The organism is Flavobacterium proteolyticum (genome assembly GCF_015223105.1).
Taxonomy (GTDB): Bacteria; Bacteroidota; Bacteroidia; order Flavobacteriales; family Flavobacteriaceae; genus Flavobacterium; species Flavobacterium proteolyticum.
The window spans coordinates 435,100-451,688 of the sequence record NZ_JADFTZ010000002.1; the positions used below are offsets into that span (position 1 = coordinate 435,100).

General features: G+C 32.2%; 10 protein-coding genes. 4 read left to right on the forward strand and 6 right to left on the reverse strand.

Features of this window, described 5'->3' with window-relative positions:
• Positions 1 to 172: 172 nt before the first annotated feature.
• Both IM755_RS07455 and IM755_RS07460 read left to right on the forward strand, forming a co-directional pair.
• Entirely contained in the window at positions 173 to 3,100 is a 2,928-nt protein-coding gene (locus IM755_RS07455; RefSeq protein ID WP_194095319.1) for a sensor histidine kinase, read from the forward strand.
• On the forward strand, positions 3,100 to 3,849 hold the full coding sequence (locus IM755_RS07460; protein ID WP_194095321.1) for a LytR/AlgR family response regulator transcription factor: 750 nt from the start codon (positions 3,100 to 3,102) through the stop codon (positions 3,847 to 3,849). Before IM755_RS07455 ends, IM755_RS07460 begins: the two co-directional genes overlap by 1 nt.
• On the opposite strand, the gene IM755_RS07465 is transcribed toward IM755_RS07460, so the two are convergent.
• The 6 genes from IM755_RS07465 to porU all read right to left on the reverse strand — a co-directional run bounded on the left by IM755_RS07465 (position 3,846) and on the right by porU (position 13,272).
• Positions 3,846 to 4,805 carry a M20/M25/M40 family metallo-hydrolase gene (locus tag IM755_RS07465; RefSeq protein WP_194095324.1) on the reverse strand — a complete coding sequence of 320 codons (960 nt, stop codon included), beginning with the start codon at positions 4,803 to 4,805 and terminating at the stop codon, positions 3,846 to 3,848. The genes IM755_RS07460 and IM755_RS07465 overlap by 4 nt on opposite strands.
• 72 nt (positions 4,806 to 4,877) lie before the next feature.
• Positions 4,878 to 6,470 carry a 2-oxo acid dehydrogenase subunit E2 gene (locus IM755_RS07470; RefSeq protein WP_194095326.1) on the reverse strand — a complete coding sequence of 531 codons (1,593 nt, stop codon included), beginning with the start codon at positions 6,468 to 6,470 and terminating at the stop codon, positions 4,878 to 4,880.
• Between the two features lie 5 nt (positions 6,471 to 6,475).
• On the reverse strand, positions 6,476 to 7,474 hold the full coding sequence (pdhA, locus tag IM755_RS07475; RefSeq protein WP_194095327.1) for a pyruvate dehydrogenase (acetyl-transferring) E1 component subunit alpha: 999 nt from the start codon (positions 7,472 to 7,474) through the stop codon (positions 6,476 to 6,478).
• A 161-nt stretch (positions 7,475 to 7,635) separates the two neighbouring features.
• Positions 7,636 to 8,115: a cytidine deaminase gene (locus tag IM755_RS07480; RefSeq protein WP_194095329.1), complete on the reverse strand. Its 480-nt coding sequence runs from the start codon at positions 8,113 to 8,115 to the stop codon at positions 7,636 to 7,638.
• A gap of 66 nt (positions 8,116 to 8,181) precedes the next feature.
• Positions 8,182 to 9,360, reverse strand: a complete 1,179-nt coding sequence (porV, locus tag IM755_RS07485) for a type IX secretion system outer membrane channel protein PorV (RefSeq protein ID WP_194095331.1) — start codon at positions 9,358 to 9,360, stop codon at positions 8,182 to 8,184.
• A 39-nt stretch (positions 9,361 to 9,399) separates the two neighbouring features.
• Positions 9,400 to 13,272, reverse strand: coding sequence for a type IX secretion system sortase PorU (gene porU, locus IM755_RS07490; protein WP_194095333.1), 3,873 nt, complete (start codon positions 13,270 to 13,272; stop codon positions 9,400 to 9,402).
• Between the two features lie 211 nt (positions 13,273 to 13,483).
• On the opposite strand from porU, the gene gldJ reads away from it, so the two are divergent.
• The gene (gene gldJ, locus IM755_RS07495; protein WP_026725698.1) at positions 13,484 to 15,187 is read left to right on the forward strand and encodes a gliding motility lipoprotein GldJ; all 1,704 of its coding nucleotides are present in this window, start codon (positions 13,484 to 13,486) and stop codon (positions 15,185 to 15,187) included.
• 80 nt (positions 15,188 to 15,267) lie between these two features.
• Complete coding sequence (locus tag IM755_RS07500) at positions 15,268 to 16,554, forward strand: UDP-N-acetylmuramoyl-tripeptide--D-alanyl-D-alanine ligase (RefSeq protein WP_194095334.1); 1,287 nt, start codon at positions 15,268 to 15,270, stop codon at positions 16,552 to 16,554.
• Positions 16,555 to 16,589: the final 35 nt, after the last annotated feature.

Below are 16,589 nucleotides of genomic sequence, written 5' to 3' on the forward strand. Positions count from 1 at the left end.
ACAAAACAACAAATTATAGTAAAGTGGGATTTTTATAAATGAAAAGTGGTCGACATTATTTATTAAATGAATTATAAAAAAGGAAAAGTGGTCAGCAAGAAGTTGTAATTGTAATGAGATTTCAATTTCAAATAAATTAAATATTTTACATTTGTTATCATAAGGAACAAAAATGCATCTAAAACAAGTCTACATTTTTCTGATTTTAATCACTCAAATTGCTCTTTCTCAAGAACCATATCATGTTTCTTTTGCAAGAAAAGATGGATTGCCTTCATTAAATATTTATCATTCACTACAAGATAAAAATGGTTACCAGTGGTTTTCTAGTGATTTAGGAATCTTAAAATATGATGGTTATTCTTTTTCATTATTAAGTACGGAGGATGGATTAGCTGATAATGAAAATTTTAGTTGCTTTCAGGATTCAAAAGATCGAATTTGGTTTCTTTCTTACAATGGAAAAATTTCATTCTTATTTGATAATAAAATATATAATGAATCCAACTATGCTCTTTTAAAGACTAACAAAAAGAACGGTTACATTTCGCGCATTACCGAAAACACAAAAGAGGAAATCATTATAATTTATTCAAATGGTAATGTTCGCATTTTGAATTTGAAAAAAAACTCTAATACCTTTATAGATGGAAAACAAATCATATTACATTACATCCAAAATAATAAAGACTACTTCATTAATCCTACCGGAATTCATAACAACAAGTTTAAATTAATTAAAAAATTACCTCAAAAAAACTTAAACGGATTTGTAATCGTACGCTCTATTCTTAAGGACAATACGCTCTATTTTTCACACCTGAATACGATTTACACAATCAAGAATAATGTTTGTACCAAATTATTTGACGTTCCTGTACCTGAAACAGGCATAATTAGTTTATTTATAGATGCTGAAAATAAAATTTGGATAGGTACTCGAAATGGTATTTATGTAAACGATTTAAACAACATAAAACCAAATTTTGAAATTTTCTTTAAAGAAAACGCTATTTCAAGTGTTCAAAAAGATTTTGAGAATAGAATTTGGATAACAACACTTGATAACGGCATTTACTACATTCCAAACACAACTGCTAAAATCTTAAAAACCAACACTAAAGAACCACTGATTTCAACTTGTTTAACTAAAGATAAATTTGGAAACTTATGGTGTGGAACGGCTAATGATTTATTCTATAAAGTTGAAAAGTCAAAAGTAATTAAAGGTTTTGATGCCAAATCAAGTATTCAATCTAAAAACTATATTTTTCAAATTTACTTTTCTAACGAAAATCAATATGTCATTGGGAAACACGCCATTTTAATTCAAGGTAAAAAAAATAAAAACATCCCATTTATTGGAGCTAAAACTATAATTGAGGACGAATTTGGTGATTTATGGATTGGCGCCAATTACCTTTTAAAGGTTCCAAAAAATGAAGTCGATAAACTTTCAAATTTTAATCTTTACTCTTTTGATAAAAGAGTAATTTTAAAAGAAAGAACTAATACGCTAATTAGAAATGATAAAACCATTTGGGCAGGAACAAATAATGGTATTTATAAGATTGAAAACAACACACCAATTTATTTATCCAAAAACTATCCGAAAACCCAAACCATAATTTCAAAATTATATTTTGACAAAGGAACGAATTTACTTTTTGTTGCCACTAATTCTAATGGCTTATTTGTTTTTCAAAACGATAAACTCATCCAACATTTTACAAAAAAAGATGGATTAAATAGTAATATTCTATATTCGATTAAAACAGGGTTTCGTCCAAATTCGTTACTAATTAGCACTAATTTAGGTGTGAATCAAATTACTTTTTCTGATAAAAAATTCATTTTTGAAAACTTAAATAAATACATTGGTGTAGAAAATCTAAAAGTTAACGATACCGAAATTATTGATTCCGAATTACTCATTGCTTCCGACGATGGTTTGTTATATCTAGACATTAATTCATTGCAAGCGAGTACGGTTCTTCCAAATCTAAAAATTGAAGAATTCTTAGTAAATGGCAAAAACATAGCCATGAAACCCGAGCTATCATTTCGATATTCAGAAAACGATATTAGCATAAACTACACTGGACTTTCATTTAACTCACAAAAAAACATTACCTATTTTTTTAAATTAGGCAAACAAAACGAAAAATGGAATACCACAAAAACACGTCAAATTAATTATCAAGGGTTAGAACCCGGTGATTACGAATTTCAAATTTATGCCACCAATGCTTCTGGAGTAAAAAGTAAAGTTGAAAAGATAGCATTCACTATCAAGAAACCTTTTTGGAAAACGTATTGGTTTTTAGCTATTCTATTTGGCATGTTTGGATTGGCATTTTTTATTATTTGGAAAAAAAGGATTCGAAATTTAAATCAAAAATTTGAAACAGAACGCCACCAAATTGAAATGGAACGCGACAAAGCCAATCTAGAAAAACAAATGATTGAATTAGAACAAAAAGCGTTGCGAATGCAAATGAATCCGCATTTTATTTTTAATGCTTTGAATACGATTAAAGGTTATTATTCGGAAGGAAATGATGAAAAAGCGGGAGATTATATTTCGAAATTTTCGATGTTGCTCCGAATGTTATTAGAAAACACCGAACAAACAATTCCATTAGGAACCGAAGTAAAAATGCTAAAATTGTATATTGAATTGACTCAAATTAGATATAAAAACGTTTTTGATTATCACATTTCAATTGACCCAGAAATAAACTTGGAAGACACGGCAATTCCAACTTTATTACTACAACCTATTGTTGAAAATGCGATAATTCATGGTTTAGCTCCGAAAAAAGAACACGGACAACTTACCATTTCGTTTACCAAAAATAAAAATTCGCTTTTATGTCAAGTTATTGATAACGGAATTGGCATTAAAGCATCATTAGAAAAACAAAAACAACGTCAACACGAATCGAAAGCGATTTCCATAACTAAAGAACGTCTAGCCTTAATTGAAAACGAGGAAGCGACTGAAGTAATTTTTGAAATTAATGAAATAACAGATAGTTTAGGAAACTCATCAGGAACTAAGGTAATAATTCAAATCCCATATAAAACCATTTGGTAATGAAAACAATAATAATTGAAGACGAAATACAAGCAATTTCTGCTCTAATAGCAGATATAAATCGCTATTGTCCCGAACTAAAAGTTATTGGAACTTCAGGCAGTGTTGACGAGGCTATTCAATTAATAAAAGAGAATAAACCTGAACTAGTTTTCTTGGATATTCAATTAACAGACGGATTGGGTTTTGAAATTTTAGAAGCGTTTCAGAAAGGCGAATTTCATGTAATTTTCACTACTGCTTATAGTCAATATGCGATTAATGCAATTAAATTTAGTGCTTTAGATTATCTATTAAAACCTATAAATGGCGATGAATTAAAAGCAGCTGTAGCCAAAGCAAAAACCATAAACTCCTCCGAAGTTCAGGTTCAAATTGAGAATTTTATTAAAAATCAATCGCTTCAAAATCAAAATAAGCGCATAGCATTACAAACTTCTCAAGGTATTTTTATTCATGAAATTAAATCCATTTTAAAATGTACTTCAGAAGGAAATTACACTCACATTCACTTCATCGATGGAAAGAAACTACTCATTTCAAAACCGTTGAAAGAATTTGAAGATTTACTTTGCAATAATGGTTTTGAGCGCATTCATCATTCACATATAATCAACCTCAACCATCTTACCAGTTTTATTTTTAAAGATGGCGGTTATGTGGTAATGAGCGACAAAAGTTCGTTACCTGTTTCCAAAAGAAAGAAAGCCAGTTTATTAGAAATTTTGAATCGAATGAACGGAATTTAATTCAATTTAATTTCTTTTTTAGGCGCATTAATCATTTTTTCTAAAACTGGAATTGTTTTTGAAATTACAGTGGTCATGTGTTTTGTATCCATTAATTCAAACTCATCATCAGGTTGGTGATAGAATTGAAAATTTTCAAAATCAAAAGTCGAAACCGTTTGTGCTGGAACATTAAATTCAGTGAAAAACGGATAATTGTCCGAAGCTCTGAACAACATATATTTGGTTTCAATTGGTAAATAACCCACTAACTTTTCTCTTGCATATTCGTTCATTGTCGTCGCCATGTTAGATTTTCCGAAACCTGTAAGATAGAAATCCATTCCTTTGTCTTTCATTGGCACTCCTATCATTTCAAAATTGAACATGAAATACAAATCCATTTTTTGGCTTTTTAATTTCGCAGCCAAATGTTTTGAACCTAAAAGTCCTTTTTCTTCTGCAGAGAAGAATACAAAAAGTACACTTCGCTTATTATTTTTGAATTTAGCGAAATATTTAGCTACTTCAGTAACCGCTGTGGTTCCTGTTGCGTTGTCGTTTGCACCATTTACAATTACATCGCCATTTACTCCATTTTGCAACATGCCAATATGATCATAATGCGCTCCGATTACAACAAATTCATTTTTTAATTTTTTATCCGTTCCTTCAATATAACCTACAATATTGAAAGCAGGTTTGTCAAAATTTGATAACGTATCACGATAAGTTTTAAAATACGGTTTGATTCCGTTTTCTTTTAATAGATTTTCTAAATAAACCGCAGCCTTTTCAATTCCTTCACTTCCCGAATCTCTTCCTTCTAATTCATCAGAAGTCAAATAAGATAAAGTCTTAATAACGTTTTCTTCTGAAACTTGGTAATTGACATTAGAAATGTTTTTGGAAGTAACATTGGTTTGTGCATGCATTGACAATCCAACGAAAGAAATTAGGAATATGATTTTTTTCATAGTTTATAGTTTTAAGTAAAAATAAAAAAATCCCGAGTAAATCGGGATTTAGTATGATAAATTTAACACTTATTAAGCTAACATTGTTACTGGATTTTCCATAAACGCTTTGAACGTTTGTAAGAATTGAGCTCCTGTTGCCCCGTCCACTGTTCTGTGATCGCAAGCTAAAGTAACTGTCATTGTATTTCCAACTACTATTTGACCATTTTTGACTACTGGTTTTTCAATAATAGCACCAACAGATAAAATAGCTGAATTTGGTTGATTGATAATCGATGTAAATGATTGAATTCCGAACATTCCTAAGTTAGAAATTGTAAACGTACTTCCTTCCATTTCAGCTGGTTGAATTTTTTTCGATTTTGCTTTTCCAGCTAAATCTTTCACATTTGCACCAATTTGAGTTAAACTCATTTGGTCTGTAAATTTCAATACTGGAACCATTAAACCGTCTTCAACAGCAACAGCAACACCAATATTCACGTGGTGATTGATTACCATTGCATCATCTCTCCATTGTGAATTTACTTGTGGATGTTTTTTCAATGCCATCGCACTTGCTTTGATTACCATGTCGTTGAAAGAAACTTTCGTATCTGGTAATCCGTTAATCATATTTCTTGAAGCAATTGCATTGTCCATATCTAACTCAATGGTTAAATAGTAATGCGGTGCTGTAAATTTAGATTCTGATAATCGTCTCGCAATGGTTTTACGCATTTGCGAATTTTTGATTTCTTCTTGGAATACTTCTCCTGCTGGAACAAATGGTTTAACTGCTGTAACGGCATTTGTAGCTTCTGCAACCGCTTGTGCTGGGGTTGCAACTGCAGATGGAGAGAAATTCTCTACATCCGATTTTACAATTCTTCCATTTTCACCTGAACCTTTTACTTGAGACAAGTTGATTCCTTTATCTTGAGCAATTTTTTTAGCTAATGGAGAAGCGAAAACTCTTCCTGAAGTAGTTTGTTCTGTTACTACAACTTCTTGAGCAACAGCTTTTACTTCTTCTGCTTTTGGAGCTTCAACAACTGCACCTACTTTGTAGTTAGCAGCAATTCCTGAAACATCAGTTCCTGCTGGTCCTAAAATTGCTAAGATGGTATCAACTGGAGCAGAATCACCTTCTTGAACTCCGATATATAATAAAGTTCCTGCATTGAAAGATTCAAATTCCATCGTAGCTTTATCTGTTTCGATTTCTGCTAAAATGTCGCCTTCTTTTACAGTATCTCCAACTTTCTTTAACCAAGTTGCAACTGTTCCTGTTGTCATAGTATCAGACAAACGAGGCATTGTTACTACTTTTACTCCAGCTGGAATTTCAACTGCAGCAGAAGTTGGTTTTGCTTCTTCAACTACTTTTTCTTCTTTAGTTTCAGTAGCAGTTCCACCATTTAATAAAGCAGCAATATCTTCACCAGCTGTTCCAATGATAGCTAATAAAGAATCTACTGGAGCAGATTGTCCTTCTTGAATTCCGATGTGTAATAAAACACCGTCATAGAAAGATTCGAATTCCATTGTAGCTTTATCCGTTTCAATTTCGGCAAGAATATCACCTGTTTTGATTGTATCACCCACTTTTTTTAACCAAGTTGCTACAACTCCTTCGGTCATCGTATCACTCAAACGGGGCATTGTTATAATTTGTGCCATAGTTCTTATAATTTATGTGGAATGAAAGGATAATTTTCTTGTTCGTATACTACGTCATATAGCTGTTGTGCTTCTGGGAATGGTGATTCTTCAGCGAATTTCTCACATTCAGCCACTAAATCAGCTACTCTTTGATCGATTGCCTCAATTTCAGCTTCTGTAGCGTAGTTGTTTTCTTTGATTACATCTAAAACTTGAATAATTGGATCGATTTTTTTGTATTCTTCCACTTCTTCTTTAGTTCTATACAATTGTGCATCAGACATTGAGTGTCCTCTGTAACGATACGTTTTCATTTCTAAGAAAGTTGGTCCATCTCCACGACGAGCTCTTTCCATTGCTTCATGCATTGCTTCAGCTACTTTTACTGGATTCATTCCGTCAACTGGTCCACAAGGCATTTCGTATCCTAAACCAAGTTTCCAAATATCTGTATGATTTGCAGTTCTTTCTACTGAAGTTCCCATGGCATAACCGTTATTTTCAACGATGAAAACCACTGGTAATTTCCAGTTCATTGCCATATTGAACGCTTCATGTAATGAACCTTGACGTGCAGCACCATCACCAAAATAAGTTAAAGTTACTCCGCCAGTTTCAAAATATTTGTCTGCAAAAGCAATACCTGCTCCTACTGGAATTTGTGCTCCAACGATACCATGTCCTCCATAAAAACCATGTTCTTTAGAGAAGATATGCATCGATCCACCCATACCTTTTGAAGTACCTGTTACTTTTCCGTACAACTCCGCCATAACTTTTCTTGGATCTACACCCATTCCAATTGGCTGAACGTGGTTACGGTAAGCGGTAATCATTTTATCTTTAGACAAGTCCATTGCATGTAAAGCTCCAGCTAAAACTGCTTCTTGACCATTATAAAGGTGCAAAAATCCTCTAACTTTTTGTTGGATATAAACAGCGGCAAGTTTATCTTCAAACTTTCTCCAAAATAGCATATCTTCATACCATTTTAGGTAAACTTCTCTTGTAATTGGTTTCATTTTTGTTTGTTTTTTTAATACAATTGAATTGGTAAAGACATTATTTATCAATCCCAATTTTACGAACAGCAAAAATACTACATAGAACCTGATTGAAAAAATTAAATTCTACGATTTTTGTATTTTTTATAACAAAATCGATAAAAAAAGTTACGAAATCGTTATAGATGATTTTTATCGAAAACTAATGGTAAGATATTTTTCAGCGAATCTGATTTATAAATATCTCCTTTTGCTCCCATAAAGAAAATAGCGATTGGTGTATCTTGTTTGAACTCGTACTCAGCAATAGCTTGTCTGCAGCTTCCGCATGGTGGAATTGGCTCTTCTAAATCTCTATCTTGAGGAGATGCTGTGATAAACATTTTCACAATTTTTGCATTCGGATAAGTTGCACCTGCATAATAAATAGCAACGCGCTCAGCACACAAACCTGAAGGATAAGCTGCATTTTCTTGATTCGAACCTTGAACTACGATTCCGTTATCTAAAAGAATGGCTGCTCCTACAGTAAATTTAGAATAAGGCGCATAGGCTTTACTTCTTGCTTCAAATGCTTGAGACATTAAACTTGTTTCTTCTTGCGATAATTCGTCTTTTGACAGTACCGAAATGGTAGTGTTTATTGAAATTTGCTTCATATGTTAGGAAAAAAAATCCAAATTCTAAAATAAGAATTTGGATTGTTTATTAATTTATTTTAAAAATTACAGTTCATCGTATTTATCACCGAAATTAAATGTAAGCGAGAAACGCAATGTGTTTTCCAATGGATTTTTAACTGTTGAAGTAGAAAACAAATACGACACATCGATTTTAACAATATTGTATTTAAATCCAGCTCCTAAGGTAAAATACTTTCTTGCTCCTTTTAATTCATTTTCATTAAAATAACCCATTCGTAATGCAAATGAGTCTTGGTACCAATATTCAGCTCCTAAAGCCCATGTAAATTCTTTTAACTCTTCAGATAACCCATCAGGCGCATCATTAAATGATTTAAAGATACCACTTACCCAACTTGTTTTTCTGTATCTATTATTTGCTTCAGCATAATCAGAACTATCAATATCTCCATCTTCATCAAAATCTATAACTTTCTGTGGAGTTGGGACCAATAGCTTCGTAACCTCAGCACTAACACTCACTTTATTATATTCATCAAAAATAAAATCAAAACCTCCACCAAGTCGCATATTAGCTGGCAGGAAATTATCATTTAAATCATCATTATCATAACTAATTTTTGGTCCCATGTTTTGAAAATTGAAACCTGCTCTCCAACGACCATTAAAGTCATCATAAGCAATTTCTTCAGACTGATAATAACCCGCTATATCAACAGCAAAAGTTGAAGCAGCAGTTGCATCGGTACCAGCACCAGCAATTTTTAAATTTGAGCGAATAAATCTACCTCCAACTGCCATTGAAAATCGTTCACTTAATTTTAGTGAGTAAGAACCATCTAGAGCCAACTCATTCGGATTTACTGTTCTTGGAATTTCATTTGGATCACCAGTTTCTCTTAATTCAATATCTCCTAATCCAAAAAAACGAAAAGAACCTGCAAAAGCACTTCTATCATTAATCTTATTAAAATAAGTCAATTGACCTAAAGAAATATCATTTGCGATACTAGTTAAATATGGAGTATAACTTACAGAAAAACCTTGTTTTTCTAGAGAAAAAGCATATTTTGCTGGATTATATTGTTGTGAAAAAGCATCAGTTGACGTTGCAACACCCATATCTGCCATACCTGCTGAGCGAGCGTCAGCAGCTATAAGTAAAAATGGAACACCTGTAGTAATTACACGATTATCTTCTTGTGCTTTTGCATATTGACTAACCACCATAAGGGTTAATAATAAAGCAATTTTTTTCATTTTTTTCATTAATATTAATTTGACAAATATAGTATTTTATTATAGGATAACAAGTTTCTCATATTTTTCTGCAGATTTACCTGTCGTAGCTGATCTAACTGTGAGTTTGTAAACATAAACACCCTTACCGATTTTATCTCCAAAATCATCTCTCCCATCCCAAGTAACTTCTCTACACAAGAATCCGTCTGTAGTTACTTGTTGATTAATCGTTTTAACCAATTTCCCCGAAACTGTTAAAATTTGAACTTGAACATCTAAAGGCTCAAATGGCATATTATGATTGAACCAAAATTCGGTGTAACTCACGAATGGATTTGGGTAATTCAACACTTTTTCAATACGCAAACCGTCATCAGAGCAAACTGCATTAAATTGAATTTCAGCCGTTACCAAATTATTATACACATCCCAAGCTTTGAACAAAATGGTATGCATGCCAGGCGTTAAATTTCGGAACGGAAATCGTAATCTTCCCGAAGTATAATCATCATTTTCAGTTTCATAATATTCATTCAATACATATGGATTTGATTCATCTCCATCTAAAATAGCCACAATATCATGACCAATTCCACTTGCTGTGTTAATCCCATTTTCATCCTCCAAAAAGGCCAACAATATTGGAGAACAATTTGTAATTCCACCCGAAACAAAACCTTCATCATTCATATGCAAACGAACCGTTGGCGGATTGCTATCACTAGGAGCATTTACGTTAACCCCTCCTATTTGGATTGTTTTATCATAACCTGATTGATTATCAAGATTTGGCACATTGCGTTTTGCATAAAAACTAATTTTACCATTTCCAACCGGAACTCTAATGTCTTGAGGCACAACAAAACTAAACTCAAACTGACCATTTATTACAGATGCATTACCTCTAAAAACAGTTTCCCCTAAAGTTACAAAATTCATTATTATAAGTCCGTTTGCATCGGTAACACCATTATTACCTAAGGTGCTTCTGTTAATATCTTTATCAAAAATCTGAACCGCTAAATCACCATTATAATTTGAAATCACAGCATTATTTTCATCCCAAACTTCTCCTGAAATTTTAACCAAACTCAGTGCTTGCAAAACAGGTAGTGGTTGATTCACTGGAACATCATTTACTTTTGTTAAAACCACTTTCGGTCTTGGAATTGCCAATTTAACCGCCGGATCTCCTATAAAAGAAACAACTCTTCTGTTATCTGATGTTGTGGACAACTTGGTCAATCGAAGTGCCTCAGAAATTGTTGGATAATTCGTAGACCCAAAAGCATATAAATATTCACTCAAATAGTTATTCATAACAAACCCAGTAGTAACTCCTATTTGACGTGTTGTTGCAACTAAAGCGATGGCTCCACCACTTTTATTCCAATACATATATTCGCCACCTGTAAAACGGTTTGGATCATCAAAACGTGTAAATTCACAAGTTATTGTGATAAAAAGCGGATATCGGTATCGATTGGTTAAATTTTGGGCATCTAATTTTTCAAATAGCCGTTCACGAGCTAACGCTTCCTCGTTTCCGTGACCAAAATAATTAAAAACTAACGCTCCTTGCTCTAAAGCATCTAAGAAGTCACTTTTAGCTTCTGGATAACGTTCACCACCAGCTGCCACTTGCTGAATGTATGCATCGGTGTGTATTTTTTTTACATTTACAAAAGGCTTTTGAGCTGTTAGTGTATTCGCTAAGTTGTCTAATCCAAATTGAAGTGTAGCATCGGTATCATTATCAGCATCATCAGAATAAATAACATAATTATTTCGCCATCTACCATAGGATTTCTCATCATGATACTCAACAACTTTATCCACCATTTCTTTTGCCTGATTCAAATTAGAAACTAACATACGACCAACAGCAATATCAATACCATCAAAACCACCAATCATTTGCCCTTCTCCAGCATCCATTAAACCAAAAAAGTCATCTGACATGAAAGACGAATACAAGGACATATTAGAAATGTTATTAATATCAGAAGAAAAAGGATTAAAACCATGAAAAACAGGAACTATATTAGTGTTACTAAAAAGCCTGCTTTTGTAGTCATAAGAAGCATCTCCAAATAAATTAACATACTTCACTCTTTTATCAGGAGCAGAAGCATTCCAATATACATACTTAATTAAATTACGAATAGCCGCTATATCTTGTTTACCGGATGAAAATTCTTGATAGATTTTTTCTAATGTAACAACACGAACACTTAATCCAGAATTATTTCTATGAAAATTAGCCAAACGTTCTGCTTGAGTAATTAAGAATTGAGGAGTTATGATTAAATAATCGATATCTTGAAAATTGCCTTGATTATTATTAAAAATTGTTCCTTTTAAGTTTTGGTTTTGAACCACACTATTTCCTTCTTTTAAAGGAGTATAAGTATCTGACAAATCAAGCGCTACATACTTTTTCTGATTACCAAGATTTACCTTGAAGGCAAAAGTAGCTCCAGAAGTATTTTCGTATTTGATCACATTTGATAAATCCGTCACATCCCAAACCTGTGGAATATTGGCAGCAGATGTAATTGTATATTGCCCAATTCCAACATTACTTAATTCGTCATTATTAAAAAAGGAAAACTGCTTACCATAACCAACCAAATTTCGCTTTGAAGAAATTTTGATAAAATCTAAATAGCCATTCGAACTAGGAACGCCACCATTATTATAAGTTAATTTAAGACTAATAGTATTTGAAGTCAAAGAAATAGTATTATTAATTGCCGACTCATAACCTTCAACACCACTAAAAGCAACTAATGCAGGAAAGTTTATGGTTCCAAAATCTTGATTATTCACCTTACAAGCAAATGAAGAATTTCCAAAAGATTTTGATGCCGTATTTACATAAATAGAAACAGGAGTAATGTTATCAAGATTGGGAATTGTAAAATCAAAAGTTTGTTCATTTGTAATATTAAATTGTTCTCCAAACCATCTTCTCCCTACTTTACCAACGTTTACTAGGTCTTTCTCATAATACAAAACATCATCAAATTTAGAAAAAGTAAAAGTTGGTGTGCCTGATGGCTCTGTGGCTAATTGAATTCTTTTTCCTGCGCCACCTGAAGAAGTAACATAATAATACGATTTATCTGCAAACAAATTTACACTTGTCAAACTTTCTGTATTCCATGTATCTATTCCTTCAGCATAAAATAAAATATAGTCATTATTATCAAAAACACCGTCATCTTCACCCGAAAACTGAATGGCATTTTCCACTAAATCATCCGAATAAGACAAGGAATTATTCAAAGGCAACATTCTTCCTCCATTTCCATAAATCTTGATATTTCTTGGATCTACATTTACATTAAAACCTAAACTTTGAAGAAACGATTTTGAAATTTTATAAATCCCAGATTTCTCAACATAAAAACGATACCAGCTACCTGTAGCCAAAACGGAATTAGAAATCGATTGAACCGTATTTGAACTTTGATTTCTGTTTGACAAATTATTTTGATAAGAATAATTGAAAGACAGGACTTTTTTATAAACACCACCTTCTTTTATGATAGGACTTACAATCAACAATCCTTTATAATCATCGCGAGCACGAACCACTTCTAAAGAAGCTTGAATTTTATTTGGAATTTGAGCCTTATTTAAATCGTAAAGTTCAGATTCTGATAGATTTTGATATAACACATTTGAAATAACAAGGCTAGAAGAATTAGTGGCAGCTGAAACAGAAACAATCTTTCTAAACTGAATTTTCTTCAAAGGAATATCCAAATTATAAAACTCTAAATCAAACTGCGGAACTTTAATAGTAGTTTCACCTATATTATAATCTGAATTCGATTTCCAATTAATCGTAACTTTTTCCGATTGCTGAGCAGTAGCAAACGCAAAATAAAATAAAAACAAAAATAATAGAGTCTTTTTCATTAGCTATAAAACGTGAATAACACATATATATTACAAAGAGAAAAAAATTATTTATTTTATTCTAATTTTTTACAATAAAACTTAGTATAAAACGTTGTAAGAGAAAGGATTTTAACATAACATTAATTTTTTTTTACAAATTTTTAAAAACATGTTGCATTTTAATTCATAATTATTATCTTGCGACACTAAATTTATTACCTACTAAAGTATGAAAATTAAGAAAATTATGGCTTTAAAAGTGTTAGTGGTATTAGCACTGGCATTAGGTTTTACGGGTTGTAGCAAAAAAGGAAGCACCAAAGGTGGTTCTACTGCTACGGGATGGAAAATCAATGACAAAAAAGGTGGATTTCAGTTTAACGACAAGTTTAAACAACAAGAAACACCTCCAGGAATGATTTCGGTAGAGGGTGGTACTTTTACAATGGGTAAAGTACAAGACGATGTTATGCATGATTGGAATAACTCTCCAAATCAACAACACGTACAATCATTTTTCATGGATGAAACAGAAGTTACAAACAAAATGTATTCTGAATACTTATTTTGGGTAAAAACTGTATTTCCTCCAACAGAAGAAAATTACAAACACATCTACAACGGAGCAATTCCAGATACTTTAGTATGGAGAAATCGTTTAGGATACAACGAAACGATGACTAATAACTACTTAAGACACCCTGCATACGCTGACTACCCTGTAGTTGGAGTTAACTGGATTCAAGCAGTTGAATTTAGCAAATGGAGAACTGATCGTGTAAATGAAAATATTTTAGAGCGTGAAGGTTATCTTAAAAAAGACAACAAAATCAAATTAGGTTCTGATGTAACTGCTGAAAACTCATTTAGTACTGAAACTTATATCAATACTCCATCTAAAACATTTGGTGGTAATGAAGAAGTTGTTTTGAAAAAAGAAATGGGTGGAGGAAGAAGACCTGCAGCTGACACGGCTAAAAATGTTTATGCTCAAAGAAGTTCAGGTTTAATTTTACCTGAATACAGATTACCAACAGAAGCTGAGTGGGAATATGCTGCTACTGCTTTAGTAGGAAATAGAGAGTACAATATTTACAAAGGACAAAAGAAATACCCTTGGAGTGGTCAATATACTCGTTCGTCTAAAAGACAATACAGAGGTGACCAATTAGCCAACTTTAAACAAGGAAAAGGAGACTACGGAGGAATTGCTGGATGGTCTGATGATGGAGCTGATATTACTAATAAAGTAAAAAGTTATGCGCCAAATGATTTCGGATTATACGATATGGCAGGTAACGTAGCTGAATGGGTACAAGACGTTTACAGACCAATGGTTGATGACGAAGCAAATGACTTCAACTACTTCAGAGGTAACGTTTATACAAAAAACAAAATTGGTGAAGATGGAGTTGTTGAATTAGTGACTTCTGACAATATTACTTACGATACTTTAAGTAATGGTAGAATTATGGCTAGAAATTTCCCTGGTCAAATTGCTCAAGTACCAGTTGATGAAAACGAGACTTATTTAAGAACTCAATTCTCAACTTCTGACAACAGAAATTATAGAGATGGTGATAGACAATCTACTCGTTACTATAAATTTAATGATTCAGAAGAAGGAAGTGAAGGCGGAAGCGAAGAAAAATTCAGAATGTACGAAGCTCCTAAACACTCTATTACAGCAGATAGTTTAGGTAAAATGGACAAGAAATTTGATAAATCTAACAAAAGAACTACATTAATTGATGACAATGTTAGAGTTTACAAAGGAGGTTCATGGAGAGATAGAGCTTATTGGTTAGACCCTGCTTCTAGAAGATTCTTCCCTCAAGATATGGCTACAGACTACATCGGATTTAGATGTGCAATGTCTAAAGTAGGTCCTAAGTCAAACAAAAAGACTCCTAGAGGAAATCCAAAAAAATAATTTTCATACAAAATACTTTAAAAAGCCCTTTCAAACGAAAGGGCTTTTTTTTATCTTCGTTTCAATTTAATAAAACTTATATGACCACAATTGCAAATTTGCATTCTTTATTTTTAGAGTGTTCGAGTGTTTCAACAGATACGCGTAAAATTGAAAAAAACTCTTTATTCGTTGCATTAAAAGGCGATAATTTTGATGCCAACACTTTTGCTAAAGAAGCATTAGAAAAAGGAGCAAAATATGTGGTAATTGACAATCCAACTTATCTAATTGACAATCGTACTTTACTAGTAAAAGATTCACTAGTTGGCTTACAAGAGTTGGCTAAATATCATAGAACTTTTTTAGGATTACCAATCATAGCTTTAACAGGAAGTAATGGCAAAACCACTACAAAGGAATTAATCCATGCAGTTCTTTCTAAAAAATACAATACTCTTGCTACAATTGGTAATTTAAATAACCATATAGGTGTTCCTCTTACCTTATTACGATTTACCAAAGAAACTGAAATTGGGATTGTGGAAATGGGAGCCAATCACCAGAAAGAAATTGAATTCTTATGTAAAATTGCACAACCAGATTATGGTTATATAACAAATTTTGGAAAGGCACATTTAGAAGGCTTTGGTGGAGTTGAAGGAGTAATTAAAGGTAAAAGTGAAATGTATGATTACCTTAGAGACAATAACAAGATAGTTTTTGTAAATTTAGATGATTCGATACAAAAAGAAAAATCAACTAATATTAAAAGATTTAGTTATTCCTTAAATGACTTAACAGCAGATGTGAAAATTTCGAGTATTGAAGCGAATCCAATGGTTAGAATTATGTTTAACAATCAAACTATTGAATCTCATCTCATTGGAATTTACAACGCAAACAACATCAATGCTGCTATTACAATAGGAAATTATTTCAAAGTTTCTGATGAATTAATTAAAGAAGCAATTGAAAACTACATTCCAGAAAACAACCGCTCTCAATTAATACAAAAAAATGGAAATGAAATAATTTTAGATGCTTACAATGCTAATCCAAGTAGTATGTCAGCTGCAATTACTAATTTTATTCAATTAGAAAAAAAGAAGAAAATTGCCATTCTTGGCGACATGTTCGAGTTAGGGGAAGAAAGTCTTGATGAACATGAAAAAATAATAAATTTATTAATTCCTGAAACCGATATAGCAACCTACTTCATTGGAAAAGATTTTTATGCTAATCAAATTCAAAATACTCACATTAAATTCTTTGAAAATTTTGAACAATTTGCTAAGTTTTTAAATGCAACCCAACCAGAAGAAAGTTTAATCTTAATAAAGGGATCAAGAGGAATGGCTCTTGAAAAAACTTTAGAATTAATATAAAGAAAAAGTGCTATCAATAAATTGATAGCACTTTT

What these genes read in the sequence shown, in the direction of transcription:
- IM755_RS07455 (WP_194095319.1), top strand. Translation starts at nt 173, where the DNA reads ATGCATCTAAAACAAGTCTACATTTTTCTGATTTTAATCACTCAAATT.
- IM755_RS07460 (WP_194095321.1), top strand. Translation starts at nt 3,100, where the DNA reads ATGAAAACAATAATAATTGAAGACGAAATACAAGCAATTTCTGCTCTA.
- IM755_RS07465 (WP_194095324.1), bottom strand. Translation starts at nt 4,805, where the DNA reads ATGAAAAAAATCATATTCCTAATTTCTTTCGTTGGATTGTCAATGCAT.
- IM755_RS07470 (WP_194095326.1), bottom strand. Translation starts at nt 6,470, where the DNA reads ATGGCACAAATTATAACAATGCCCCGTTTGAGTGATACGATGACCGAA.
- pdhA (WP_194095327.1), bottom strand. Translation starts at nt 7,474, where the DNA reads ATGAAACCAATTACAAGAGAAGTTTACCTAAAATGGTATGAAGATATG.
- IM755_RS07480 (WP_194095329.1), bottom strand. Translation starts at nt 8,115, where the DNA reads ATGAAGCAAATTTCAATAAACACTACCATTTCGGTACTGTCAAAAGAC.
- porV (WP_194095331.1), bottom strand. Translation starts at nt 9,360, where the DNA reads ATGAAAAAAATTGCTTTATTATTAACCCTTATGGTGGTTAGTCAATAT.
- porU (WP_194095333.1), bottom strand. Translation starts at nt 13,272, where the DNA reads ATGAAAAAGACTCTATTATTTTTGTTTTTATTTTATTTTGCGTTTGCT.
- gldJ (WP_026725698.1), top strand. Translation starts at nt 13,484, where the DNA reads ATGAAAATTAAGAAAATTATGGCTTTAAAAGTGTTAGTGGTATTAGCA.
- IM755_RS07500 (WP_194095334.1), top strand. Translation starts at nt 15,268, where the DNA reads ATGACCACAATTGCAAATTTGCATTCTTTATTTTTAGAGTGTTCGAGT.